19 protein-coding genes are annotated in these 23,576 nt (G+C 46.0%); 10 read left to right on the top strand and 9 right to left on the bottom strand.

All coding sequences use genetic code 11. From position 1 onward, the window contains the following. Window position 1: 1 nt before the first annotated feature. The 4 genes from dhaL (at window position 2) to M662_RS15245 (ending at window position 3,383) form a co-directional block, all read left to right on the top strand. Entirely contained in the window at window positions 2-613 is a 612-nt protein-coding gene (gene dhaL, locus M662_RS15260; RefSeq protein ID WP_026578140.1) for a dihydroxyacetone kinase subunit DhaL, read from the top strand. A 2-nt stretch (window positions 614-615) separates the two neighbouring features. Beyond that, a complete protein-coding gene (gene dhaM, locus M662_RS15255) occupies window positions 616-993 on the top strand; it encodes a dihydroxyacetone kinase phosphoryl donor subunit DhaM (protein ID WP_026578141.1) in 378 nt (125 codons plus the stop codon). 127 nt (window positions 994-1,120) lie between these two features. Then, complete coding sequence (locus tag M662_RS15250) at window positions 1,121-2,725, top strand: ATP-binding protein (protein WP_051348923.1); 1,605 nt, start codon at window positions 1,121-1,123, stop codon at window positions 2,723-2,725. Further along, window positions 2,706-3,383 carry a response regulator gene (locus M662_RS15245; protein ID WP_026578143.1) on the top strand — a complete coding sequence of 226 codons (678 nt, stop codon included), beginning with the start codon at window positions 2,706-2,708 and terminating at the stop codon, window positions 3,381-3,383. The genes M662_RS15250 and M662_RS15245 overlap by 20 nt, the downstream gene beginning before the upstream one ends. A 128-nt stretch (window positions 3,384-3,511) precedes the next feature. On the opposite strand, the gene M662_RS15240 is transcribed toward M662_RS15245, so the two are convergent. From M662_RS15240 to M662_RS15225, 4 genes are all read right to left on the bottom strand, one after another. Next, window positions 3,512-4,192, bottom strand: a complete 681-nt coding sequence (locus M662_RS15240) for an ABC transporter ATP-binding protein (RefSeq protein WP_026578144.1) — start codon at window positions 4,190-4,192, stop codon at window positions 3,512-3,514. Window position 4,193: 1 nt separating this feature from the next. Then, window positions 4,194-5,201: an ABC transporter permease gene (locus M662_RS15235; RefSeq protein WP_026578145.1), complete on the bottom strand. Its 1,008-nt coding sequence runs from the start codon at window positions 5,199-5,201 to the stop codon at window positions 4,194-4,196. A 71-nt stretch (window positions 5,202-5,272) separates the two neighbouring features. Then, window positions 5,273-6,646, bottom strand: a complete 1,374-nt coding sequence (locus tag M662_RS15230) for a sensor histidine kinase (protein ID WP_026578146.1) — start codon at window positions 6,644-6,646, stop codon at window positions 5,273-5,275. After that, window positions 6,643-7,320, bottom strand: a complete 678-nt coding sequence (locus M662_RS15225; RefSeq protein WP_026578147.1) for a response regulator transcription factor — start codon at window positions 7,318-7,320, stop codon at window positions 6,643-6,645. Before M662_RS15225 ends, M662_RS15230 begins: the two co-directional genes overlap by 4 nt. A gap of 207 nt (window positions 7,321-7,527) precedes the next feature. On the opposite strand from M662_RS15225, the gene M662_RS15220 reads away from it, so the two are divergent. The 4 genes from M662_RS15220 to M662_RS15205 all read left to right on the top strand — a co-directional run bounded on the left by M662_RS15220 (window position 7,528) and on the right by M662_RS15205 (window position 12,348). After that, window positions 7,528-9,093 (top strand): metal ABC transporter solute-binding protein, Zn/Mn family, encoded by a 1,566-nt coding sequence (locus tag M662_RS15220; protein ID WP_035388309.1) that lies wholly within the window; start codon window positions 7,528-7,530, stop codon window positions 9,091-9,093. 202 nt (window positions 9,094-9,295) lie between these two features. Continuing rightward, window positions 9,296-10,294, top strand: coding sequence for a tripartite tricarboxylate transporter substrate binding protein (locus M662_RS15215; RefSeq protein ID WP_008633106.1), 999 nt, complete (start codon window positions 9,296-9,298; stop codon window positions 10,292-10,294). Between the two features lie 57 nt (window positions 10,295-10,351). Beyond that, on the top strand, window positions 10,352-10,810 hold the full coding sequence (locus M662_RS15210) for a tripartite tricarboxylate transporter TctB family protein (protein ID WP_008633108.1): 459 nt from the start codon (window positions 10,352-10,354) through the stop codon (window positions 10,808-10,810). Window positions 10,811-10,824: 14 nt separating this feature from the next. Continuing rightward, complete coding sequence (locus M662_RS15205) at window positions 10,825-12,348, top strand: tripartite tricarboxylate transporter permease (RefSeq protein ID WP_008633113.1); 1,524 nt, start codon at window positions 10,825-10,827, stop codon at window positions 12,346-12,348. Window positions 12,349-12,386: 38 nt separating this feature from the next. Here the strand turns inward: M662_RS15205 and M662_RS15200 are convergent, their stop codons facing one another. The 5 genes from M662_RS15200 to M662_RS15180 form a co-directional block, all read right to left on the bottom strand. Next, the gene (locus tag M662_RS15200; RefSeq protein ID WP_026578149.1) at window positions 12,387-14,126 is read right to left on the bottom strand and encodes an ABC transporter ATP-binding protein; all 1,740 of its coding nucleotides are present in this window, start codon (window positions 14,124-14,126) and stop codon (window positions 12,387-12,389) included. A gap of 83 nt (window positions 14,127-14,209) precedes the next feature. After that, window positions 14,210-15,301: a glycosyl hydrolase family 8 gene (locus M662_RS15195; RefSeq protein ID WP_051348924.1), complete on the bottom strand. Its 1,092-nt coding sequence runs from the start codon at window positions 15,299-15,301 to the stop codon at window positions 14,210-14,212. A gap of 18 nt (window positions 15,302-15,319) precedes the next feature. Beyond that, window positions 15,320-16,597: a glycosyltransferase family 2 protein gene (locus M662_RS15190; protein ID WP_026578150.1), complete on the bottom strand. Its 1,278-nt coding sequence runs from the start codon at window positions 16,595-16,597 to the stop codon at window positions 15,320-15,322. Further along, window positions 16,590-18,314, bottom strand: coding sequence for a polysaccharide deacetylase family protein (locus tag M662_RS15185; RefSeq protein ID WP_051348925.1), 1,725 nt, complete (start codon window positions 18,312-18,314; stop codon window positions 16,590-16,592). The genes M662_RS15190 and M662_RS15185 overlap by 8 nt, the downstream gene beginning before the upstream one ends. A gap of 68 nt (window positions 18,315-18,382) precedes the next feature. Beyond that, entirely contained in the window at window positions 18,383-19,957 is a 1,575-nt protein-coding gene (locus M662_RS15180; protein WP_026578151.1) for a DUF2334 domain-containing protein, read from the bottom strand. 369 nt (window positions 19,958-20,326) lie between these two features. On the opposite strand from M662_RS15180, the gene M662_RS15175 reads away from it, so the two are divergent. Both M662_RS15175 and M662_RS15170 read left to right on the top strand, forming a co-directional pair. After that, a complete protein-coding gene (locus tag M662_RS15175) occupies window positions 20,327-21,094 on the top strand; it encodes a tyrosine-protein phosphatase (protein WP_026578152.1) in 768 nt (255 codons plus the stop codon). Between the two features lie 244 nt (window positions 21,095-21,338). Then, window positions 21,339-23,393, top strand: coding sequence for a S8 family serine peptidase (locus M662_RS15170; RefSeq protein ID WP_051348926.1), 2,055 nt, complete (start codon window positions 21,339-21,341; stop codon window positions 23,391-23,393). The last annotated feature ends 183 nt before the right edge of the window (window positions 23,394-23,576 follow it).

Genomic DNA, 23,576 nt, shown 5'->3' with positions numbered 1-23,576 from the left:
GATGTTGAACGTCGAAAATACCATCCAATGGATGATGATTACGAATGAGAAGTATCAGGAACAGAAAGATTATCTCACCTCCCTGGACCGCGCGGTCGGAGACGGCGATCACGGTATTAATATGGCTAGAGGGTTCAAGGAAGTGGCTTCTGCTTTGGAAGACGGGTCCTTCAGCGACGTTTCAGATGTGTTGAAAAAGGCAGCCATGACCGTGATGTCAAAAGTGGGCGGAGCATCTGGCCCCCTTTATGGTACCGCATTTTTGAAAATGTCGACGGCATGCAAAGGAAGAGACGTCGATGCGTCCGTCTTCAGTGAAATGGTGCAGGAAGCACTGGAAGGTTTGAAGCAGAGAGGAAAAGCAGAGATTGGCGAGAAGACGATGATCGATGTGTGGTCTCCAGTCGCCGAAGCAGTAAAAGAGGAAGGCACTTGGGAGCCTGTGAAATGGAAAGAAGCTGCAGAAACGGCAATGGAAGCTACAGAATCTCTCCAAGCGACGAAAGGACGGGCTTCCTACTTGAAAGAACGGTCCGTCGGTCATCTTGATCCTGGTGCTGTCTCTACCTTTTACTTATTTGAAGCGCTGGCATCTGTGGAAGGGGCTGAGTGATCATGTCGAATGTCGGAATCGTGCTTGTTTCCCACAGCGATAAGGTGACCGAAGGAATAAAAGAACTGTTGGATCAGGTTGTCGGCAGCGTTCCGGTCGTATCCGCCGGGGGGAGTGAAGACGGTGGGATCGGGACAAGCTTTGACCGAATTCAAACAGCGATTCAGTCGATCGAAGCAGAAAACGTTCTTGTTTTTTATGATTTAGGAAGTGCAAAGATGAATGCGGAAATGGCGATTGAAATGAGCGAACAGGTGAAAGCTCAGCTTGTATCCTATCCTATCCTTGAGGGTGCTTATTTAGCAGCGGTGGAAGCAAGCATCGACAAGTCGTTGGAGGATATATTGGCCTCCTTGCAGAAAGAATTCGGCAGGGACTGAAGAACCGGGGGATCCTTCCCCCGGTTTTCTGTTTTTTTACAACGTCTGACAAATTAGAAAACTCAAACGAATCGGAATATGATACGATGGAAATAAGATAACGGTTTCATAGAAGGGGGGAATGAAGATGAGAGTATCACTCAGAACGAAGATATCGGGCTTGGTTCTTTCATTGCTCCTTCTTGTCATTGCCCTCCTTACCGGTGCGTTTGCTTATATTGAGAAAGAAGATGTAGAAGATCAAATGGGACAGCTCGCTCTTCGTGTTGCGAGTACCGTCTCCTTTATGCCTTCTGTCCAACAGGCGTTTCAGCAGGAGGACCCGTCCAGGACTATTCAACCCATTGCGTTACGAGTGCAGGAAGAAACGGGAGCGGAATTCGTTGTAGTCGGCAATGCCGCCGGCATCCGCTATGCCCATCCGGACCCGGACAAAATCGGGAAGAAGATGGTTGGTGGCGATAACGATCGTGCGGTGATGGACGGTGAGTATTACGTTTCCACCGCTGAAGGTTCGCTCGGTCCTTCAATGCGGGGAAAGGCACCGATTTACTCCAATGACGGGGATATTGTAGGTCTCGTGTCGGTCGGTTTTCTGTTGGAAGACGTGCGTTCTTCTGTTTGGAAGAAGATGAGCCACGTCTTCGGTATCGCTCTCCTGACGTTATTGATCGGGGTCATCGGAAGTCTTTTCCTGGCACGCAGTATTAAGAAAGACACGCTTGGTCTCGAACCATATCAAATCACCTCCTTCTATCAAGCACGGCAGGCAATCCTTTCTTCGGTCAAAGAAGGAATCATTTCCATAAATGAACAGGGAAATGTCACGATGATCAATAATTCCGCCATGGAGCTTTTGAACATCAAGGATAAGACGGAAGGACGACCGATTAAGGAAGTCTTTCCTAATACGAAGATGTTGGATGTCTTGAGGACAGGACGGATGGTGAAAGATGAGGAAATGCGCCTCCAAAACAAGATTGTCATCGTCAACCGAACCCCGATCATCCAGGATGACAAAGTCATCGGTGTCGTTTCCAGTTTTCGTGATAAAACGGAGGTAAGGGAAATGGTGCAGGCGTTATCAGAGGTGAAGCGTTATTCAGAAGGCCTGCGTTCACAAACGCATGAGCATGCCAACAAAATGTACCTGCTGCTCGGTCTTCTTCAATTAGGGAAACAAAACGAAGCCGTAGCGATGATCGAGGAGGAGTACACCTATGCGGAGAAGAACCAACGGATTATTTTCGACCGCATCGGGGATGACACCGTACAGGCGATCCTGGCAGGCAAGATGAGTAAAGCGAGTGAGTTGAAGGTGGAGTTTGTGATACAGGAAGAATCGGAGCTGCAGCGGGTCCCGAGTCATATCAGCAGGACGGATCTTGTGACGGTCCTCGGAAACATCATTGATAATGCTTTCGAAGCCGTACAAAATCAGGAGGAAAAACGGGTGGAGTTCTTTGCGACAGATGTGGGGGAAGCAGTCGTTTTTGAAGTGACGGACAGTGGCGGGGGGATCCCGGAAGATTCTTTCTGCTATTTGTTTATCCGGGGATATTCAACTAAACAAGGGGAAATGCGCGGGTATGGTTTGTCTAATGTTAAAGAGGTCATAGACAAGCAGAAGGGATCGATGGAAATCAGTGATGCGCCGGATGGAGGAACCGTGTTCTCCATTTTCTTCCCTAAAGTGAAAGGGGCGGATGAGTATGAAAGTGATGGTCAGTGAAGATGATTTTCGGGTGGCTGACATGCATGCACAGTTTTTGCAGAGCATGCCCGGTATTACAGTGGTAGGAAAAGCGCTGAATGCGTCAGAGACGCTGGTGCTCCTCGAGGAAAAGCGGCCCGACCTGTTACTGCTCGATGTGTATATGCCGGACAGGCTTGGTGTTGAAATTCTTCATGAAATCAGAGAAACTGCTTTGGAGGTGGACATTATCATGATCACGGCCGCCAAAGAAAAAGAAGTTGTTGAACAAGCCTTGAAATACGGGGTCGTCGATTATATTATCAAGCCGATTACACTGGAGCGCTTCCAGCAGACTATAGAAGACTACCGCCGCAGGCGTACGTTATTAAAGAATGCCGACTCTTTCGATCAAGCGGGGATCGACCGCCTCCTGAAAGCTTCGACACTGATAGAAGCGGAAGAACCGATTCACGTACCGAAAGGAATCGATCCACGGACGCTGAAAAAAGTCGAAGGGCTGTTAAGGGACTCCGCGGACGGATTGACGGCGGAGCAGGCCAGTAATGAAATGGGAGCATCGAAGACGACGGCACGAAGATACTTGGAATACTTAATCAGCATCAGGAAAGGGAAGGCGGAGATGAATTACGGGCGGGTAGGCAGGCCGGAGCGGAAATACTACAGTAATAAATAAAGCCGAACCTGACGTCCGGCTTTATTTTCTCTGCAGATTAACTGTTAAGAAAGTCTTTCTTATCTTGTTCCCATCTGTGGTGAATGAACAATCCCCCTGAGCACCCTCCCTCCAGGACACTGGCTTCTTCACGATGTAGTTATTCTGCCGTCGGACATCTTTACGGTCCGATCGACGTAAGAAAGCAGTTCTTCTTCGTGGGTGACCATTAAGGTTGTGGTACGGGAAGACTGGGTCACATCCTGGATCAGCTCCATAATTTCGATGGAACGTTTCGAATCGAGACTCGCTGTCGGTTCATCGGCAAACAGCACCTTTGGATCATGGATGATCGCCCGTGCCACTGCCACCCTCTGTTTTTCGCCGCCGGAAAGCGAGGAAGGATAAGCGTTTGTCCGGTGTGTCATGGCGACTTTATCCAGGGCCTCCCGGATCCGCTGTTTCTTCTCCCTTTTATACGCTGTCCATCCGGAGACATCCAGCATCATTGCAAGCTGCTCTTCCACGGTCAGGAAAGGAACAAGGTGGGAAGATTGAAAAATGAATCCGAATGCTTCCGCTCTCGCCTGCCGCATGGCTTTTTTATTGTTGGAATCCAAAACCTTGCCATCAAAGAGGACTTCGCCTGCGGTAGCAGGTTGAAGTCCTGCTGCAATCGTAAGAAGTGTGCTCTTTCCCGAACCGGATGCACCTGTCAAAGCGGTCCATTCCCCTTCTTTTAAGGATAGGTTAATTCCCTTCAGTACCTCTTCTTCCACCTCTCCGCTCTGAAAGGTTTTCTTTATCTGTTTCAGTTCTAAACGTTTCATCTTATGCATCTCCTCGTTGAATGGCTGTGAGTGGATCAATTCGCCTGATTTGAACGGCAGATAATGTCGAACCTGCAAATCCGACAATGAAAAACACGAGAGACAAGCGCAGAACGGTTTGTACCGACAGCGAGTAAGGCGTACCTTCAGGGAGAAGGTGGATCAGGTTCAAACTGACGGCACTTGCAGCCACAATGGATAAGACGATGAGTACACCCATTTGAGTCCACATCATTTGAAAAAGTGTCCTTGTCCGCAGCCCCAAGGCTTTTAGAATTCCATACATCCCAACTTTCTGTACATTCATCATGTAGAAGAAGACAGCGAACAACAGGCCGCTGATCCCGACCAGGAACCAGACGATCATGGTCAATGTGGTCTGTTCGGCTTGGTAACTAGGAATGGTAGTTAAAAATTCTTGTTTTGAGAAGGGGCGTAATTCTGTAGTGTTCTTTTCATCTGATGCAACGAGAACCTGCCACTCCTTCAGTCCTGTCATCCTTTGGTAGGTGGACTCGTTTAGCAAAGCGACAGGGGAGTGGTTAAACCGTTTATGGTCTGTGAACCCTGCAATCCGCAGCGGTTCTTTCAACAAAGGTGTCTTAATCCATTCTCCTTCCGACAGCCCTTCTTTCTTAAGCGATGAATCTAGGATGACCTCCCCATCGCCGACCTGTTGTACCTGTTCCGGTTCATTAGAAGAAAAAAAGGCTACCGTATGCTTTTCTTCCTGTTCACCTGTCATCGTTCCCATCTGAATGGAGAAAGCAAATATCCCGCTTTCCGCTTCTGTCGACGGGATGGTCGACTGTGCATAAGACCCTTCTGCTCCTGCATTTAAGTGAAAAGTTTTGTCAGGCATCTGCTTGACCAACGAAACGTTATCTTCCGACAACCCTTCGGAAAGTCCGGACAAGATAAAGGTCATTAAGCTTAATAGAAAAACGATGGATCCGAGCAGCAGAAATCTTGCTTTATTTTTCTTCATTTCCTTCCATGCCATATTCATCTACTTCATTCCTCTCTGTTCTTTCTGCTTCCATGTTAATCATCCTGTGTGAACAGAAGGTGAATGAAAGATTACAGCCTTGGCAGGGTGACAAGGAAAGTGGACCCGGAACCAGGTTCACTGTGTAAATGGACGCTCCCATCATGGAGGTCGATGATTTCTTTGACGATGGAAAGCCCCAGTCCAGTACCCGGCACAGAACGGGATCTGGCTTGATCCGCCCGGTAGAAGCGGTCGAATACCTGCTCCTGCTCCTCTTCTGATAAACCGATGCCGCAATCCGTTATGGAGACGTTTATCTCATCCGCTGTGGCGGTTCCCTGAATCGATATTGTCCCCTCTGTGCTGTTATACTTGATTGCGTTTGTCAGCAAATTTTCCCAGACTGTATAAAGTAGAGCTTCGTTCCCAAGGCAGATCATTTCGTCCAGATTGTAGCTGATCGACATCCCCGCTTCATCTATTCTCCAGTGATACCTTCGTATCAATTGCTTTAATTGGCCGCTTACGTCGACCGGGCTCTTCTTTATGTTTTCTTCTTCCGGAGAAAGTGAAGAGAGAGTCAGCAATTGACTGGATAAGGCAGACATCCGTTCTGCTTCTTCCTGGATGACGGCCAAATATTTCTGCCGCTCTGCATGCGGAAGATTGTCATTCTCCAGCAGACGGCTGTATCCCTGAATATTGGAGAGCGGCGTCCGGATGTCGTGGGATACGTTTGAAACGAAACTTTTTCTCATTTCATCCAGCTTGCCCAGCCGGGTGATCATGTCATTGAAACGGCGGGCCAGCTGGCCGATTTCGTCTTTCCTTGTCACCTTCAAGTAAACACCGAACCCTTCTTCGCCGACCTTGTTGACAGCAGCCGTCAATTTTCGGATGGGGTGAATGATCAACCCTGACCAAATCAGCATAGCCGCAAGACTTAATAATACGATGGCAGCAACCATCCACGCGAGCAGGATGTGAAGTTCATTGAACAGCAGTTCGATGTCCGGCCGCATGAACAAGGCGTATCGTGTTCCCTCATATGTTAGAGGCACCCCGACGGTGTTCCGCAGTTCATTGGCGAAGAAGCCTGTCACAAACGTCTCCTTCGGAAAATCACGCATACCATGATAGATGTCTCCCTCGATCACCCGGCTGACGGCGGATGCCGGCAAATTATGTTCATTAAACGAGCGTCCAAAGTATTGTTCCCCTTCCTTCTCACTGAAAAGGTAGAGCTGATAGCCGGTGGAGGCGGTATGTTCAAGAAAATCCTCAAGGCTTTTCTCTGTTTCTCCATAGGCAGCCATTTGAAGCGCAATCTTCGTGTTCTTCGTGTCATTTTCCGGCTTCAGCTCATTCTGATAGTAAAGATTGGAAAGGAGAAATCCGGCAAAAGCGCTTCCGATCATAATGAACAACGTCGTCCATAGGAATTTAGAATACAGGGTTTTCATAAAAGAGACGCCTCCAACTTGTAACCGATCCCCCGGACCGTGGTAATTTTGACAGATGATTCAGCGCCGGCCAGCCTTTCTCTGATTCGTTTGATGTGCACATTGAGCGTTCGCTCATCGCCTTCAAAATCGAGTCCCCATATTTGCTCAATCAGCATATCACGCTGGAGGACACGATTCGGGCGGCTGGCTAATAAGCTTAACAGTTCGAATTCCTTGAGAGGGAGTAGAAGATGCTGCCTGCCGATTGCCACTTCATAATTTTTTCTGTCTATGATTATATCTCCGGCGCGGACGACCAAATCAGCCGGTTTATCATAACGTCGCAGAACGGCTCGTATTCGGAAGACCAATTCCCTCGGCTCAAACGGCTTCACGATATAATCATCTGTCCCCGCATCATAGCCCCGTTCTTTATCGTAGAGCTCTCCTTTAGCTGTGAGCAGGATTACAGGCAGGTCATAAAATTTACGAATTTCTTTTGTTAGCGAGAAACCATCCAGCCCCGGCATCATCACATCGACAATGACGAGATCAAAGGATTCCTTCTCGAGCATAAGAAGCGCTGCTTTGCCGTCTTCAGCAGTCCGTGCAAGGAACCCTGCCTGTTCCACAGTAAGTTTTACAAGATCCAATATATGGGGATCGTCATCAACGATTAAAATGGAAATCATTCATTTCATCCTCTCTTTACTCCTTCTTTCCCTTTACCTTTACACAGTAAAGTGAACAGAAGGTGAACGGATAACCTCATCCTACCCATTTTACTATGTAACTAAAAAACAAGTCTGTCATGGAATTGATAAAAATCGTAATAATTACTGTTTACAAATAGTAATGATTACGATAATATAAGTTTGAACAAAAGGAGGAGAGAGAACTTGGTTAAGAAATTACTAGGAATCATCAGTTTACTTACTGTACTAATTGCTCTTGCTGCATGTGGAAACGATACGGCGAGCAGTGGAGAAGGGGAAAAAGAAACCTCGGAGGAACCGCTGAAGATATTTACCACGGTGTATCCGCTCCAGTTTTTTGCTCAGCAGATTGCAGGGGATGGTGCTTCGGTTGAGTCCATTCTCGCACCAGGTTCAGATGCGCATACATATGAACCGACGACGAAGGAAATGATAGAAATCGCGGAAGCAGATGCTTTCCTGTACAACGGTGCAGGGCTTGAGACATACGCACAGAAAATCTCTGATTCTATTAAGGATGAAGATGTGACGATTTTAGAAGCGACGGAGGGAGTAGAACTGGCGGAACACGCCCATGACCATGATCATGGAGATGATCACGACCACGGACACAGCCACGGAGATCAGGATCCGCACGTCTGGCTTGATCCTGTCCGTTCCATAAAAATGGCAGAAAATATTAAAGATACACTGGTAGAACTTCGTCCGGAACAGGAAGAGGTATTCGAGCAGAATTTCGAAGAGTTAAAAGGTCAGCTTGAAAGCCTGGATGAGGAGTTCCGTACCCAAATTGACAGCCTTCCGGAGAATAAAATTATTGTCTCCCATGCAGCCTATGGATATTGGGAAGATTTATACGGCATTGAACAAATCGCAGTTTCCGGTTTAAGTCCGACGAATGAGCCTTCGCAGAAAGACTTACAGGGGATTGTTGAAACTGCGGAGAAGTACGGCTTAAACTATGTGCTTTTCGAACAGAACATTACACCGAAAGTTGCGGACGTCGTCCGAGAGGAAATAGATGCGGAAACATTGCGTATCCATAACCTTGCAACATTAACAGAAGAAGATATCGATAACGGGGAAGACTACTTTTCTTTAATGGAGAAGAATTTGGATGTTCTAACCAAAGCGCTTTCTGAAAAGTCGGACGTTGATATAGAAGTGGAGGAAGAGCATGGACATGATCATGCCTTAAGTGAAGAGGAACAGAAGATCTATGATGGATATTTTGAAGACAGCCAGGTAAAAGACCGCCCCCTTTCCGATTGGGCCGGTGACTGGCAGTCTGTCTACCCTTACCTTCAAGACGGAACGTTAGATGAGGTGTTCGCACATAAAGCGGAAGATGAAGGAGATAAGACAGAAGCGGAGTACAAAGAGTACTATGAAACAGGCTATAAAACAAATGTCGATCGTATCATCATGGAAGAAGACGGCAGCGTGACTTTCTTTGAAGACGGCGAAGAGAAATCTGCCATGTACAGTTATGATGGCTATGAGATCCTGGAATACGAAGGAGGAAATCGCGGTGTCCGCTACATTTTCAAGAAGGAAGACGGATCAGAAGGAATGCCTGCTTACTTCCAATTCAGCGACCACAGTATCGAACCGACAGATGCTGGACATTATCACCTCTACTGGGGAGATGATCGTGAAGCACTGCTTGAGGAAGTGACAAACTGGCCGACTTATTACCCGAGTGACATGGACGGAGAGGAGATAGCTCATGAGATGATGGCTCACTAATTTAATTCCTAAGAAAGCATATCCGAATTGGATATGCTTTTTTTTCTGTTTTGCCGGCTTCGTTGTTACTTTCTATATCGTGAATTTTATTTGGTTAATTAGCTTTATTGCATTTAATATAGAATATTTTGAAAACGGTTACATTTCTGAATTCTTTCGATACACTATCATCAAGGAACGACAAATAGAGAGGGGTTATTGCATGAAACACATGTGGAAACTAGGGGCTTTATTGATTGTATTATTTTTGGCAGCGTGTGGGGGATCGCAAGCGTCCGGTGATGGAGATGACGGAGAATGGAAGCCGGATCGGAATGTTGAAATCGTTGCTCCGGCGGGCGCTGGAGGCGGATGGGATACGACTGCAAGAACCGTCGGTAAAGTGTTGGAGGAAGAAGGGATTATTGAGAAGAGCGTAGGTGTCGTCAACAAAGAAGGGGGCGGCGGTGCGGTAGGCTGGTCCTACATCGACAGTACGAACGATCCGCACAACATTTTTGTCTCCTCTCCACCACTTATTTTCGTTCCATTGAATGGACAGTCACAATTGTCTCATGAAGACTTTACACCACTTGCTAATATGATTGCGGACTATGGTGCTTTTGCCGTCGCTGATGATGCGAAATGGCAGGATTTGAATGAGTTGTTTGAAGATATGAAGAAAGATCCGGAGAGCGTGACGGTAGTCGGAACTTCTTCCCCTGGTTCTATGGACCATATGCAGTTCGTTGCCATTGCGAAGGAAGCCGGCGTCGACATCAAGAAGATCCGCTACGTATCTGCACAAGACAGTGGTGGAATGACGCAGATTCTCAACGGCAGCGCTGATGTCTATTCCACAGGGATTGCGGAAACGGTGGAGCAGGTGAGAGCGGGTAAGGTGAGAGTACTTGGTATTACTGCAGAAGAGCGTTTGGAAGGGGAAGTGCTGTCTGATTTCCAAACAGCCAAGGAGCAGGGCATCGATGCGACGTTCGTTAACTGGAGAGGCTTCTTCGGACCTGGAGATATGACCGACGGGCAGGTGAAATATTACGAAGAGAAGTTAAAAGAAGTCAGTGATTCCGACGCTTTTGCGGAAATGCGTGACAGCTACGGCTGGAACGAACTGTACATGGATTCCGAAGAATACAGTAAATACTTGAAAGAACAAAAAGAAGAGCTCTCCGGATTGATGGATGAGCTTGGATTAGGAGAGTAAGACAGGAAAGGGTCGCTTCGACCCTTTCTATTTACCATTAAGGTGAAGGTGATGCATATGTTGAAAACGTTGAATCAAAAATTAAGTATTTTTCTCATCTTGTTTGCGTCCGGATACTTGTATTTGAGCTACAACTTGAAGGAATATCCTTACGTACCAGTCGATTCGGATCTCGTTCCAAAAGTTCTCGGATATTTATTGATCGTTCTTGCTATTTTCTTATTTTTTGACCGCTCGTCGGAAACCGAAGAAGCAAAAAAACAGAGGGAGGTTCCGAAGAAAGAGATTCTCTTTCTACTGGCAGTGGGCGGTATGATCTTCGTTTACATCTTTCTGTTGGAAATCCTCGGATTCGTCATCACTTCCACACTGTTTATTTTCTTCTGTTCTTTGTTCTTAGGCTACAGGAAGTATAAGACGAATGTGCTGGTTGCTGTCCTGTTCCCGCTGGTGATGTATTTATCGTTCAACTACCTGCTGCAAATTCGACTGCCGCAAGGTTTATTACCATTTTAAAGGTGTGAGTAGCTATGGGTGCAATGGAAGGGTTAATGCAAGGGATTCAAGTCGCTTTTAGTCTGCAAGGTATATTATTCGTATTCATCGGAGTCATGGCGGGTACATTGATCGGTATGATGCCCGGTCTTGGACCAATCAGTGCTATCGCGATCATGATTCCGATCACTTATGGAATGGACCCGTCAATCGCACTTGTCATGATGGCCGGCGTCTATTACGGTGCCATCTTCGGAGGTTCGACATCATCTATTCTATTAAATGCTCCTGGTGTTTCCGGGACCGTTGCCACAGCGTTCGACGGCTATCCAATGGCTCAGCGCGGGGAAGCTGGAAAGGCATTGGCAATCGCAGCTATTTCCTCCTTCGTAGGTGGAACGGTTTCCGTAGTCTTGTTGATGTTGTTCGCCCCGGCTTTGGCTCAAGTGGCGGTCTCATTCGGACCGGCTCAGTATTTTGCTTTGATGTTTCTCGGTTTGACAGCTATTGCAAGTCTGTCTGATGGGTCTACAATTAAGGCGTTGATTGCGGCGACAGTCGGTTTTATGGTCGCCACTGTTGGTATTGACGGCCAGACAGGAACAGCTCGCTTCACATTTGATACGCCGAACTTATTGGAAGGAATCGATTTTCTTGTCATCGCTCTTGGACTCTTCGCTTTAGCTGAAATCTGTTTTCTTGTTATTCGAAGAAAAGATAAATCGCTGCAAAGCCAAGGGGATATCGGCAGTTTGAAACTGTCTAAATCCGATTTTAAAGAAATGCGTGGGCCGATGACAAGGCAGTCCTTCCTCGGCTTCCTGTTAGGCGTACTTCCCGGGGCCGGTGCCACGATCGCTTCCTTCATCGGTTACATTACCGAGAAGAAAATCACGAAGCGTCCGGAGGAATTCGGAAAAGGTTCTGTTAAAGGATTGTCTGCTCCTGAAACGGCAAATAACGCGGCTACAAGCGGCGCGTTCGTTCCACTTTTAAGCCTTGGTATTCCGGGATCCGGTACGACCGCCGTCATGCTCGGCGCCTTCCTTGTGCTCGGCATCCAGCCTGGACCGCTTCTTATGACGGACAGGCCGGAAGTATTCTGGGGAATCATTGCAAGTATGTATATCGGTAACATTTTCCTGCTTATTTTGAATCTGCCGCTGATTCCGTACATCGCCAAGATTCTGAAAATCGCTCGTCCGCTGCTGATTTCGCTTGTCGCCATCTTCAGTTTGATCGGTGTATATGCCATAAGCTTCAGTACGTTCGATTTGTACTTACTCCTGATCTTCGGTGTCATCGGTTACTTGATGCGTCTGTTTCAGTTCCCGGCAGCACCGTTCATTCTCGCTTTCATCCTTGGTGGTATGATGGAGCAGTCGCTTCGTCAGGCGTTGACGGCTTCTGGTGGGGATATGATGATCCTCGTCTCTGACCCTGTATCCATCAGCCTTTACATTGTAAGTATTCTTTCATTCGTTATTCCTTTCATTCGCAGTAAAAAGCAGACGAAGAAAGAAGAAGAGGAATCAGAAAGCAACTCTGCATCAGCATAAAAGAAAAGCAGGCATCTGCCTGCTTTTTTTGTGTCACCTTATTCAACGCGCAGTTGTTGACGGGCGAAGTCATGATAGAGCGCATGTTTCTCAAAAAGTTCCTCATGAGTGCCGATTCCTGTGACGTGTCCTTTCTCTAAAAAGATGATTTGATCGGCATCCACGATCGTTGAAAGCCGGTGGGCGATGACGAGCGTGGTTCTGCCGTTCATCAAATTCTTTAAGGCCTGTTGGACGACGATTTCAGATTGACTGTCGAGACTGGATGTCGCCTCATCCAGCATGAGGATTTCCGGATCCCGGAGCAGGGCTCGGGCAATGGCAATCCGCTGGCGCTGTCCCCCGGATAGTTTGATGCCGCGCTCCCCGACCTCTGTGTCATATCCATTGGTGAATGCTTCGATGAACGTATGCGCATAAGCCATTTCAGCAGCTGCTTTCACTTTTTCAAAGGGAACTTCTCCCTCCAGACCATAGGTCAAGTTTTCACGGATCGTTCCTGCATAAATCGGGCTCTCCTGAGATACATAGCCGAGTTTCCGTCGCCAGGACTTTAATGTGAACGCATCGATCGGTTCATTCCCATAGCGGATGACTCCTGAACTTGGTTTGTAAAATTGTTCGATTAAAGAGAACAAGGTCGTCTTCCCGCTCCCGCTTGGCCCCACCACTGCCGTAACCTCTCCTTTCACAGCTGTAAATGTTACATCATGCAGAATCCTTTCAGCAGGATCATACCCAAAATGGATGCCGTCGATGATGAGACTGTCATCCCTTGTGTATACATCATGTCCTTCCTCCAATTTCTCTTCTTCCAGCGTAAGGATGTCCATCACTTTCTCCGTGGCTCCGATCGTTTTCTGGAATTGGGTCGCAAAGAAAACGATCTGGGTGATCGGCATAATGATCTGAAACAGATAGATAAAGAAAGCGGCAAGTTCTCCGGCAGTCATGGCGCCGGAAGAGACACGGATGCCTCCGAAGCCGATGATCAGAACAAGGACGACGATGATCAGCGAAGAGACGAGAGGAGACATTAATGCCTGGATGACGCCTTCCTTCAATCCCAGTCGATACAGCTTATGTATGCCTGATTTACCTTTATCCCATTCCATGTCTTCTGCATTCGATGCTTTCACTAAGCGGATTTCAGAGATGACGCGAGTCAGGTTGGCGGAGAAGCTGGCCGTCTCGGATTGGAGACCGCGGGATATTTCCGCCATTTTCTTACCGGTGGGAATAAGGAACAAAAGGGAAAGCGGAATGATCGAAAACATGACGAGCGTGAGCGGCCAGTCCAGGTAGAACAGGATGACGATTGCTCCTGTCACCGAGATGATCCCTGTCACGAATCCGGTGAAATGATCGGTGATCAAATCGCGGATCACTCCGGTGTCGTTCGTCATCCGGCTGACGGAATCTCCTGTTTCGTGTGTATCGTAATGCGATACAGGAAGGACCAGAAGCTTCTTCCACAGCCTTTCCCGCAAGGATGCGATGATATGCTGGCCGACACGGGCGAGCATGTACACAGAAACACCGCCGGCGACCGCCTGAATCAGTAAGGCTGCTCCGATTCCAATAAGGATGGGGGTATTCAAGTCCTTCCAATCGAAATCGTCGATCAATCTGCTTGCAAAAAGCGGGATGGCAAGGCTTGCCAAAGTTGTGAGCAGACTTAGGAAGAGGGCAGTGCTGAATAGGATCTTCGGTGGGTCTGTCGCTTTGACCAAGCTGAGGAGTTGTTCCCATTTCGGTTGTTCCGTCAATGAGTTCATCCAAATACCTCACTTTTAGTGGTGGTTTCTTTCTATTAATTATAACGGAATCACTGAGAATGAAGGTAATAAAGAAGACTGGATTAGGAAATCCAGTCTTTGTTCTTTAACTGTTCAATGGAGAGCAGTGGAAGAAGGTTATCAAAGATGTGCGTGTTGCCTTCTGTTACGGAATAAGCACCTCGATACTCCCGGGAATTGGTTCGGAATTGAATCATCCGTTCGTAAGCGAGAAGGGCGAGTTCTTTATTATCGATTTGAATAGCATACTGAATCATTAAACTGTAGGAAGCAGGAGACTCATAGGGGACGGTTGGTTTTTTGGACTTAGAGTCATATCGTCCATATACGACCCCGTTATTTTGCCATTCAGCCAGGAGGAAAGAAGTGAAGGTGGTGTCTTCTCCAAAATGCTGCGCCCGGTTGGAAGCTACAATCAGCTGATCAATCATATTTACTTCTTCCTCGAAGCGGAAATTCCCGTTTTTCACTCCATAGGATTTCGGATAAAAGCCGTTTTGCTCCGGCAAGTTGCGCAGTATTCCTAACATGTGATCAAAGCTTTCCTGACTGATATGCCCACGTTCCAATAAGATATCCAGACTCTTTGGATCTAAGTAAGACAGAGTCAAAGATCCAGGAGTATGGGAGTTTGTGCGGTCATAGAAGTCTACAAGTGTGTCGCTGCGGAGCAGGTGATCACCGATGAATTTTCCGATTTCATCGGCCGTTTTTTTATAAGCAGGAACAGACCATCTCTCGGAGGCAAGGTAAAGGGCGTTCATAATTCTAAGGTCATCCACTAAAGCATTAGTCATGACCTCCGCTTTGCCGTTCTTGGAAAGCTTCCAATAAATGAATCCATCGTTCATAAGAAATTTATCATCCAGAATGCGGTACATTTTACGGAAGCGTTTTTGATCGTTCGTTTCCAGAGTATAGAGAAGATACAGCCCCACCGATTCCGAGAGCGCTTCCCGGCCACGGACTTCGTCACTGTCAATTCCCGTTTCATCTTTCAGGTAGGTGGCCAGCGTCCCGTTTTTATTGGTCATCGACCGCTGAATAAAACGGAGAGTATCTGCATTATCTGCGTGACCTGAGAACGAACCGAATACAAAAAATCCGAAGGCAAGACATGTCATCAGCAAGACTCCAATCGTTGTTTTCTTCATGGTCTATTCACCTGTCGATCATGCGGAATGTTTCTCCGAATGCTGTTTTCCTTTAAATCTCTGAGTTTTGTACCAAGTCACTTCTTGTTTGAGAAGAACACGCTTCGTTTCAAGATATGTGGCATAGACAACAAGAATGATCCACAATTGGGAGTATGAGAAATACATGAAAAGGACGATGAAGAAATTTTTCCAAGTCAGTTGTCCCTGTTCGAAGCTGAGTGCAAGCGTCACTTCTGTTACAAATAAGAGGAATCCGAGAACGAGCAGTACAATGGATACATTTCCGATGGACAAGTTCAGGTCCTGGAAAAGATTCCAGATGAAAAGAAAGTGGGAGACGATGACACCACTGAAGAATAAAAGGTACGTAAAAAGAAAATACAGAAGATCAATAATGATTTTCTTTCTTTTCATACGGTGGAATTGCAGCAGGTACTTCAGGATCACATATTCGTTTCCGCGCGCCCATCTAGTCCGCTGTTTCCACCATACTTTCAGATGCTCTGGTTCTTGCTCCCATGTGATGGCAGCGGGGAAGAAGCGGATGTGGTACCCAAGATTGTATACTCGAAAGCTGAGTTCCGTATCCTCGGACAGGGCTTTCTCATCCCACCCGCCCAGTTCTTCCAGAATCGATCTGCGGATGGCAAAGTTTGTTCCTGGAATCGTGGCCATCCGGAACCAGAACCAACGCCCTGCCTGGGCGAGCCATTGGAAGGTGATCGTTTCTATATTAATAAGTCTGGTCAAAAGGTTTCGATTGCTGTTTGTGACACGGAACTTACCGACGACGGCTCCAGCTTTCTTATCATTCATTAATCCGAGAGCCAAGTTATAGACCGCCTCAGGTTCTGGAGTGTTATCTGCATCATAAACCACGATCATATCCCCGGTCGCTGCCTTTAATCCTTGGTTTAAAGCCCCTGACTTTCCCTTACCTGCATGAGGAGGCTTAGTGTGAACAGCACGTATCATCGGATGTGCTGCTGCGTAAGTATCTACTATATTTCCTGTGTTATCGTTCGAGTTGTCATTAATGACGATAACTTCAAGCTTTCCCTCTGGATATTGAAGCCGGAGCATCGCATGAAGCGTCTCGTCGATGACAATTTCTTCATTATGAGCAGGAATCAGGATACTCACCGTCGGCATTTCTTCCTGCTTCTTCTCCCAAGCTGCTTTTGTCTTCCGAAATTGAAGAAAATGAAGGTATCCTCCCTGCATGAGAAACATGTGATAGAAGAGCATGATCCAGATTAAAAAAAGTGAGGTGTATAATAACAAATCAGCCAATGTGTCTCCTCCTTTCCTCTTTCGTTATCCTTCTCTTGGAAAGAAATGCAGCAGCAATGAAGAAAATAAGGACAGGTATAACGGTGCCTACCATACTCCACATAATTTTCTCTGCGGATGTTTTCAAGAAGTAGGTGAATCCTAATCTTGTATCAGTCGTAGAGGCGATAATAGTTTGGTTTGTTTTGACCTCCCCATCGACTGCTTCGATAGTTAAGTCTCCACTTGTGACGATTGCATCCTCTTTATTCATGTCGATCCAATTTACAGGGAGATGATCGATTTTATCCAGTACTTCCACCAGGCGTTCCGGCCCTAAATAGGGGTGATAGAAAAAAGAAACCATGCCATCCCGCAGAAACATCTGTTTCTCTGCTTTGGCGGCTATTTCATCTGCTGATTTTTCATTATCGGGATCTACATATCCAGATGTTTCTGGAAGGAGACTCATCCCATGAAAGAAAGAGGGAGACGATTTATAAGGAACGCTGTCCATGACCTCCCAATTTTTATCGCTCAGCTGCACCTGTCCGACATAGGTGGAGAAGGAGGCAGAGACGGTCCGGTAACCGTTCTGTGACATGGTGTAGTGCGGAGCTTCGAACGCTAGTGGCTTTAATCCAAAGCTGTTCAATTCACGAATACCTTGTGAAAGCTTCCGGTTTATATACGTACGTTCAAAGTCTTTCTGCTCCTCCCTGTGTGCTTCGTATTCTCTTGCATTAGAGAAGTCAGCACGGATTTTCAAGGGTGTATCTTCCGCTGCATCCTTATAAATCGGAGTGTTATTCTTCACGTCCCAGAACTCAAAACCTTCTCCTGTTTCTGTCGCATGGTACTGATGGGTATATCCGTGCAGAACCACAGAGCCGCCGTTGTTCTGCATGTATTTTAATGTCTTCAGTACTTCTGGATAATCAGACAAGTGGGATTGCTTCCCTGTATCCGGATTTGTGTAGACAGGAATGACAGCAATCATAAAAGGAATATCTCTGTCAATCAGAACATCAGCAACTGCTCTCAATTTAACCGGGTCAACAAGTGGATGGACGTCTTCCAGCCGAATATATCCTGGATGTTGGTGCTCATGATCCATGTTGAAAAAGGTATGGAGGACTTCACCGACCGGTATGGAGGAGTCAGACATCAAATTCGTGACCCCGATATAGTAGGAGTTCTCTTGTTTTGTAATCATGGGATGAGTATGATCGCCTCCAACCGCTTTTACCAGGACATCTGATCCCGGCCCTGGTTTGATGGAGTGAATGCTTTGAACAGAACTGTTAAACTTAGTGTTTTCGTTCTGGGTTAAGTAAAAGCTGTGGACTGTTTTTTCACCGTTCGCCTCTGCAAAACGATAGCGGCTTCCCAATTGCTCCTGGTTATACCCGAAGACAGCTACCTTCCCCTCGTACTCATCCACTGCACGAATCCATACCTTAGGAAGCTGGTGCTTCTTCATTCCCTGGTAGACCAAATGAGTGACCCCGTTTAAATCACTTTTCTTAAATTCGTCCACACTGATTATCTTTATTTCTTTTGTAAAGTGGGTAAGAAGCATATCGAGTTTCCGCTGGTTTTCATCCATTTCTCCAGTCTCATTCGAATAAACAACCAGGACATCAGGCTCCTCAACATTGTTGTCTGCCAGAATGACGACGGGAGATAAAGCGGTCAGGAAAACGATCATGCATGACAGCCACCAAATTTTTTTCATAACTTATCTCTCCTGTGTTTTTTAATTGGTACAAACGTTCATTATAAAGAACTAAAAAATAAAAAAATTTACTGATCGTATTTTCGCCATCTGCTCTTTTGTATAAATGAGATAACTATTATCATAACTGCTGATGAAAACCCGATGATCAGTCCGCTCCAAGGCACAGATGCAAGGATGGAGAAAATGGTTGCTTTAGGTTGCTCCGGCACAGGTTTTTGCTCGTGATGTTCAGCCAGAACAACACCCTTCTTCTTCCATGTTAATTCTGCCTGTTGACTAATATCCTTCCACGCAATAGTTGGAACGTCGTTCATAGTTGCAATCATTTCTTCTAAACCATCAGGACCGAGGTAAGGGTGGTAGAAGGCACTCATTACGCTGTCTCTGGCTGCGGACAACTGGTGAATTCTCCGTTCCATATCTTCAATGGAAGACTGGGCATGTTTCTTGTATCGCAGCGTCTCCGGAATAAGAGCGATTCCTTTCAAGAATGATGGGGTGGTGAGGAAAGGGGACTCGTCCATGATTCTCCAATTGTCATCGCTTAATTGCAGTTGGCCCGTATAAAGAGTAAAGAAAGGACGGACACTCTCATACCCGTTTTGTGGAATCATATAATGGGAAGATTCAAAAGAAACAGGCTCCAAACCATGTAATACCAACTCTTCGGTTCCTTTTCTGATCCGTTCTTCAATTACTTCTTTTGGAAGTTGGGAGTCTTCTTCACAGCCTATGAATTCGAATCCGCTACCTGTTGGAAGAGAACATGCCTGATCTGTATATCCGTGTAAGACGATAGCTGCCCCCTGGGATTGAAGGTCCTTTAAAACTTGAAGGAGATCGGGAGCATCTGATAATCGGTAGCGCTCTCCTGTTTTTGGATTAACGTACACAGGAGTGACAGAAATCATAAAGGGAATATCGTTCTCCAGGAGGACGTGAGCCGAATCTTTCAACAATTTCGGATCGAGAAGGGGATGGACGTCTTCTAATCGGAAATAAGCAGGATGCTCCTTTAGGTGATCGATTTCTAGAATATAGTGAAGTACTTCCCCGAAAACTATCATGTCATCGAGGGTCAATTCGTCGGCAGCATAATAATAATAGTCTCCTTTTTGAAGGAGAAGAGGATAGTGTCTTCCCGCTGTAATCCATTCCTTCGTTGCATCCGAATTCTTAATGTCGGAAATCTCTCTTTTCTCTGGAAGTGGAAGAGTATGGTTATCCTGATTTGTGACTGTATATTGGTCCACTTGGACTGTTCCTTGATGATTAATGAAATGAAAAGGCCTGAATTGTTCGTAGTTATGACCAAAAGCAATTATTTTACCTGGGAATTGATTTATGTATTCCTTTACCTCTTTTGGAATTTTCAACTTCACTTCGCCGAAGTAAATCAGGTGGGTTGCCTCTTTTATATGGGATTCATTTAAATCATTGGCTGCAACGATTCGAACGTCCTTGGTAAAATGACCAGCTACCATATCCAAGCGGTGAATGTTTGGTCCCGGATCCTCTTGAGTCGATGAATAGACGACAAGAATGCTTGGCTGCACTTCTTCAGCTGCTACAGTTCCTGTTATCAATGTGCTGAGGAGTAGAACGCTCCATATAAAAAGAATAGTTAGAAAACGAGACACAAGCAGACCTCCTTTCATCGGGTGTTCTTTGTAGGATAATATCATTCTTTATAAAGAACAATACAGGAAAGGGGAAGATATTTCAATAATAGATATGTCAAAATAAAACGGATTTTTTTGTATAACGAACGATTTCGCATAAGAGTAAGCATATAAAAACTATCAAAATTCATAGAAAATTACTACATTATTCGACATAAATATAATTTGAATAATTTTGATATCTATTTTATAATTTAAATAGATTCGTAATAATGAACGAAAGTGTCACTGAGGCTGAAGCCTTATTTTTTTCGAAGGCTGTTCTTGTGAATGAACAGTCGGATTTTATGTCGCACAAATAGAAAACTAATAGAAGAGGTGGATGTTATGATCGATTTACACTGTCATATACTTCCAGGTATAGATGACGGAGCAAGCCACATGGAAGAAAGTCTTGAAATGGCCCGAGCAGCACTTAAGCAGGGTATCGAGACGGTTGTAGCTGCACCGCATCACCAAACATCTGAGTATTATAACGAACCACAACAGATCATAGAACAATGCAGGAAATTAAATGAACGTTTATATGAAGAGGGAATAGACCTTACTGTTCTGCCTGGACAAGAAGTTCGGCTCCACGAGGAATTCATAAAAGAGCTGGAGCAGGGAATGGTTCTTCCGATAAATGAAAAAAGCGGGTATTTATATGTAGAGTTTCCGGAGAATACTGTTCCGCATTATGCCAAGCAGATGCTCTACGACATGCAGATGGCGGGATATAAGCCTGTGATTGTCCACCCTGAACGGAACCGTACACTTCGGGAACAGCCGGACCTGCTCTATCACTTTGTTAAAAACGGCGCGTTCACGCAGTTATCAGCCGGGAGTCTTGTCGGGAGATTCGGCAGGGATTCCCAAAAGTTTGCTTATCAGATCATTGAACATAACCTTGGACACGTCATCGCCTCCGATGCTCATGACTCGAAGAAACGGGGGTTCTTCCTGAAAGAGGCGTATGATAAAGTAGGGAAGAAATTCGGAACGGATATGATGTATCAATTCATGGAGAACGCCCATGTCGTACTGGACGGAGAAATGGTCTTCACCAATCCACCGGAGCGCATCCGTGTGAAGAAGCGGCTGGGTTTATTCTAACGGGTATTTACGTATCAAGCATAGTCGACATACATTCGACGTCTTTGAAGCTAACGACCCAGAAGCCGTTAACTTCAAAGACAGTCTGAAAAAGCACACCATTTTGTGGTGTGCTTTTTATTTGAATAATAGTAAGAAAAAAACTCGGAAACATTTAAAAGTCTTGTATTTTTATGTAAACTGAATGAGCGAAGGAACTTATATTTTGTGGAGATAGGAAAAGTTTTAGAAGAGGAGTTGCGATATGAAATCTAGAAAACTATGGGCAATTCTCATTGTCCTTGCAGCGGTTTGTTTTGGAAGCAGTCACGTCATGGCGGAAGAGGATGCGTCTGTTAAGCTGATCGTTAAATACAAGGACAGGGTTACGACTCAGTCGACAGATCCGGTATTTCCTCTGGATGTAGTGGAAACGGACAAACGAAATTGGAAAGAGAAGAAAGAAGACCTTGAGCAGGATCCAGATGTGGAGTATGTGGAGCTTGATGCGAAAGTGTACTCGCAGGGTGCTCCAAATGATACGTTCTACCCCGATCAACAGGTAACCTTTCAGAGAATGAATGTAATAAAGGCTTGGAACCTTTATAAAGACGCTTCCGATGCAGAGCCTGTAGTCGCCGTCGTCGATTCAGGTGTGAACGCGTCCCACCCTGATTTAAAGGGACAGGTAATTAAAGGGACCAACCTTTTGGAAAGTGGTCAGAATCCAACAGACCATTATGGTCACGGAACACATGTAGCGGGGTTAATAGGTGCAGTTACGAACAATAAGACAGGAGTTGCTTCTTTATCAAAAGGTGATGTCAGAATTATGCCTGTCAAGATGATGGAAGAGAACGAAGGGAGCGTATCAGACCTTATTGATGGTATTGAGTATGCAGTTGATCACGATGCAGACATCATCAACTTGAGCCTCGGTACATATACCTACCGCTCTTCTTTGGAAGAGGCTGTCCAATATGCCGTCGAACATGGGGTGCTTGTCGTCGCTGCAGCCGGAAATGATGAGAAGAACGATACGCTTTATCCAGCGGCATTCGATCAGGTAGTCGCGGTTGGAAGCTACGACCTGAACAAGAAAGAAAAGGCCTCGTTCTCGAATTATGGTGCCGATATCGATGTCGTTACACCGGGAACGGATTTAATCAGTACATATTTGCAAGACGATTACGAATATATGGAAGGAACAAGCATGTCCACCGGCCATGTAAGCAGTCTGGCAGCTATGGTAAAGAATCAAGCTCCTTTCCTGACCGGACAACAGACGAAGCGTCTCATCGAACAGTCGGCATCCCCGGTAGCCGGTGCGTATGATTTAGGGAATGGGATGATTGATGCAGAGAAGACGCTCGCTCAGATTAAAGAATCTCACAGAATCTCAGGCGCCACCGCTGTCGATACGGCTGTCGAAATATCTAAACAGGGTTGGAATGAGCTTCAGCAGCAATCCTTGATGGTGGATGGACGTAAACAGGAAGGTAAATTTGTCATCCTCGCAACAGCCAAAGATTTTCCGGACAGCCTTGCTGTATCACCACTCGCCTCCTACTTGAACAGCCCGGTTCTACTGGAGAAGAAAGATAGATTATCTTCAACTGTTGCGAAGGAATTGAAGCGTCTCGGGGCAACCGATGTGATCATGGTAGGTGGTACCGTTGCTGTCCATCCGGATGTTGAGAAGGATTTGAAGGAAGCGGGATACCGAGTTCATCGCATCAAAGGTGCCGATCGTTACGAAACAGCGATTGCTGTCAATGAGCTGATTCCTTATGACACCAATAAAGCATTCGTTGTTTCAGGTCAGGAATTTCCGGACGCTCTTTCTGCTGCTGGGTACAGTGGGATGAAGCAGTATCCGATTATTTATGTGAAACAAAACAAGATCCCGGAGAGCGCCCGATCCTACTTGGAAGACCTGGGTATTACGAAAGCCTATATTGTCGGTGGAACGAATCCGGTTTCCAACGAGGTGGAAAAGGAACTGGAGGCTCTCAGCCCTTATCGGATATCGGGTGCCACACGTTATGAAACGAATGAAGCCATGCATCGCACCTTTGGAAATAAGCAGGCAGATACCCTCTATTTTACGACAGGTAGAAACTTCCCTGATGCCATGGCGGTGACGCCGCTTGCCGTCCAATCGAACAGCCCTGTCCTTTTGACGAACCAAAATAAGTGGACGACTATGGAACGCAGTATGAAGTTATTCGGAGAGCGCGCCGACTACCATATTATCGGCGGTTCAGAAGCAATCAGCATACCTTTGGCATGGAAAATCGACCGGGTTCTAATAAATTAGTAGTTTCTATAAAACTTTTCTTACAAACGAGTAGAAAAATTAACATTTTTCCTTTGCTATCTTTTTTGCAGGGAATTAGTAGTAGAAATTTAAGGTATAGAAAAGGCTGTCCATTTCGGATATCCCAGCCTGTGAATTCCGCGGTTAAAAAAGGCCTAACAACAGTTAGGTCTTTTTTATTAG

Origin of the sequence: Bacillus sp. SB49, from assembly GCF_000469135.2 — a bacterium.
In the GTDB taxonomy this organism is placed as follows: domain Bacteria; phylum Bacillota; class Bacilli; order Bacillales; family Halobacillaceae; genus Halobacillus.
The sequence above is the reverse complement of the archived record's forward strand: the minus strand, read 5'-3'. Positions and strand labels throughout refer to the sequence as shown.